Annotated in this window: 4 protein-coding genes; 1 reads left to right on the top strand and 3 read right to left on the bottom strand. The window is 68.6% G+C overall.

Annotated elements, in window-relative coordinates; genetic code table 11:
- Positions 1–393 (top strand): hypothetical protein (locus tag ACXJKL_RS19185; RefSeq protein WP_457208597.1); only part of this gene is annotated, 393 nt, incomplete at its 5' end.
- Positions 394–656: 263 nt separating this feature from the next.
- On the opposite strand, the gene ACXJKL_RS19180 is transcribed toward ACXJKL_RS19185, so the two are convergent.
- The 3 genes from ACXJKL_RS19180 to ACXJKL_RS19170 all read right to left on the bottom strand — a co-directional run bounded on the left by ACXJKL_RS19180 (position 657) and on the right by ACXJKL_RS19170 (position 2,374).
- On the bottom strand, positions 657–1,286 hold the full coding sequence (locus ACXJKL_RS19180) for a DJ-1/PfpI family protein (RefSeq protein ID WP_457208596.1): 630 nt from the start codon (positions 1,284–1,286) through the stop codon (positions 657–659).
- A 122-nt stretch (positions 1,287–1,408) separates the two neighbouring features.
- Complete coding sequence (locus ACXJKL_RS19175) at positions 1,409–1,753, bottom strand: DUF6204 family protein (RefSeq protein ID WP_457208595.1); 345 nt, start codon at positions 1,751–1,753, stop codon at positions 1,409–1,411.
- A gap of 96 nt (positions 1,754–1,849) precedes the next feature.
- Positions 1,850–2,374 (bottom strand): PadR family transcriptional regulator, encoded by a 525-nt coding sequence (locus tag ACXJKL_RS19170; protein ID WP_457208594.1) that lies wholly within the window; start codon positions 2,372–2,374, stop codon positions 1,850–1,852.
- Positions 2,375–2,543 lie beyond the last annotated feature (169 nt).

The raw sequence follows: 2,543 nt of genomic DNA, 5'->3' as shown, positions 1-2,543 counted from the left end.
GCCAGCGTGTTCGAGGTGTACAGCTCCGCGGCCGCCCGCACCCTCGCCGTGAGCCCGACCGGGCTCGTCGAGACGGCGCACGGCCTCCGCCTGCTCACGCTTTCAGAGCAGCAGGCACCAGACGTCGACGCGACGCTGCGTCCCGGCGTCACAGGCCCCAGTGGCCGAGCTGGGTTCGACGGCGCGCTCGAGCAGCTCGCCGGTGCCGAGGGAGCAACCACGGCGCGCTCCACCGCCAAGATGATCGACTACCCGAGCGAGAACCTGGACCTCGGCACCACCGGCGGCCCGCGACGCACCGAGATGCTCGCACTAGCTGCCATCGCCGTTGCGACCCTGGCTGGCCTGGCACCGGCCGCACGCAGGCGACGAGCGAAGTCGCCGCAACCCTGACCCGGCCCCTGACCAGAACTCCGAGCTCGCGCCGAGCGACTACCGCCGGAAGCGTGGGCTGGTCTTCACCGGATCTGCTACCCCAAGGTCGCGGCGACCATCGGGGACCTTCAAGCGGCAGTGACGGATGCTGGTTCGGCCTCCGACCCAACGGCGTATCCGGCGACGGGCGAGACGTTGTCGACCGCGGTCATGTCTGGTGCGCCTCGCCTCAGGGGACGGCCCCGCGTCGGTGTTGCCTGGACCGGGATGGACGGAGCGGCTCAGACCGGCGGTTGGGGGTCGTACTGGATGGCTCGGCGGACCTCGCGGGCGCGCTCTCGACCAGCGAGCCTGGCCACCAAGTGGAGCGCCATGTCGATGCCGGCACTCACCCCGGCGCTGGTGATGAGGTCGCCGTCATCGACGAAGCGGGCTTCGGGGCGGAGCAGGATGGACGGGTCGAGCTCGGTGAGCAGGTCGACGTTCTCCCAGTGAGTGGTGGCTGGACGCCCGGCCAGGAGACCTGCGGCGGAGTACACCAACGCGCCCGTGCACACGCTGGCCATCAGTTCGACCGAGGCACGCTGCCCGCGGATCCACGCCAAGTGGTCTGAGTCGCGCATCAACGGGCGCGTGCCTTGGCCGCCGGGATGGATGAGAACGTCGAGTGCCGGCATCGTGTCGAAGGAGTGGTGCGCGCCGAGGGTGAGTCCCTTGGCGGCCAGGACCGGCCGCCCGTCGCGGGAGATGCACGAGATGCTCCAGCCGTCCTTCGGGTAGTGGAGGGTCCAGTAGGACAGCACCTCCCAAGGTCCGACGGCGTCGAGCTCCTCAACGTCGTCGAAGAGCAACAGGCCGATGTGCCGTCGCTCGGTCGGCTCGGTCGGCTCTGTCGCAGCGGGGTTCGTCATTGCTAGGTCTCCGTTTCGGTGGGGCCGGTGGCGGGTAGAGCCCTCGCTCCTGCGACGGGTGTCGTGCTGTGGTCAGGTGCTGTTCGGACGCTCGAACGCTGTTGCTGCGCAGAGCCGGTCGCTCATGGCCTCTTCGGCCGGCGCTTGATATTGACGTCGTCCAAGCAGACGGCTGACACGGTCAACGGCTTGTGAGTGATGCCCCGCGTCTCGAGGAAGTGCGCCGCCAGGAGCTCGCCTTCCACCTCGGCGGCGTCGTCGGCCTCCGCGGCGGAATTTTCCGAGATGTCGAGGAGGTAGCGCAGGGTGAACCGGGTCAGCGTGGGCGAGTAGGTGAACGTGCCGGCCGGGGTGAACGCCGCGAGCAATAGGTCATGCTCCGCCTGCTCGGCTTGCAGCTGAGCGCGGACAGTGGGGCTCAGGTCAGCGAACTGACCGACCACCTGCACGCGGTACGCCCTGGTCACGACGCCCTTCCTTCCAGCTGTTGACCGCAGTGGGCCGGAACAGCGGTTGCCGCGACCGGCCCGGTCGGCCCGACGGCCCCTGTCCACACGGCGGGCTCAGTCATCGCCCGCAGCGGCCGCGGATGCTTGACTCTGCTCACGCAGCCAGTCCCGCAGCACGGTGTTGATCCGGATGCCGAGCTCTACCTGCGGGGCGAACGTTTCCGGCTCGGACGCTGCTCGCATCTCGGCTCGCAGCTCCTCCAGGGCGGCGAGCTCCTGCTCGACGTGCGCGAGGTCGCGCTCGTAGGTCGTCTGCCTGTCTGCCGAACCCAGCAGCGGCGTGAGGAACAGCCGCAACCCGCTCTCGCTGCGCTGGGACCGGTCAGGCTCCACCTCCACGAGCCACTGCCGCAGCTCGGCGCGGCCGGCTTCGGTGATCGCGTAGGTCTTGCTACCGCGTGGCCCGTGGCCGACCACCTCCACCAGGTCGGCAGCCTCGAGCTTGGCCAGTTCGGGGTAGATCTGGCTGTGCCGCGCCTGCCAGGAGTTCCGCAGCGACCGGTCGAAGGTCTGGGTCAGCTCGTAGCCGGTAGAGGGACGCCGAGCCAACAGCCCGAGCACCGCGAATCGCAAAGCCATGTGCACACCCTAACATCATCATGTAACAATTGACATGTCTAAATAGACATGTACAGTGCGACAGATGGCCGGTGTCCCAACCTCCCATAGCCCCCTGGCGGCACCGGCCTACCCACCTCACGCTCGACCAGAGAGACACCCATGTCCCCCCAGACAGACACCACACCCG

The organism is Nocardioides sp. P5_C9_2 (assembly GCF_054049555.1).
Note: the sequence above shows the minus strand (reverse complement) of the source record. Positions and strands in the feature narration are given on the sequence as shown.

Bases quoted from the DNA above. Each gene is read 5' to 3' on its own strand.
- ACXJKL_RS19180 (WP_457208596.1), bottom strand. From the start codon at position 1,286: ATGACGAACCCCGCTGCGACAGAGCCGACCGAGCCGACCGAGCGACGG.
- ACXJKL_RS19170 (WP_457208594.1), bottom strand. From the start codon at position 2,374: ATGGCTTTGCGATTCGCGGTGCTCGGGCTGTTGGCTCGGCGTCCCTCT.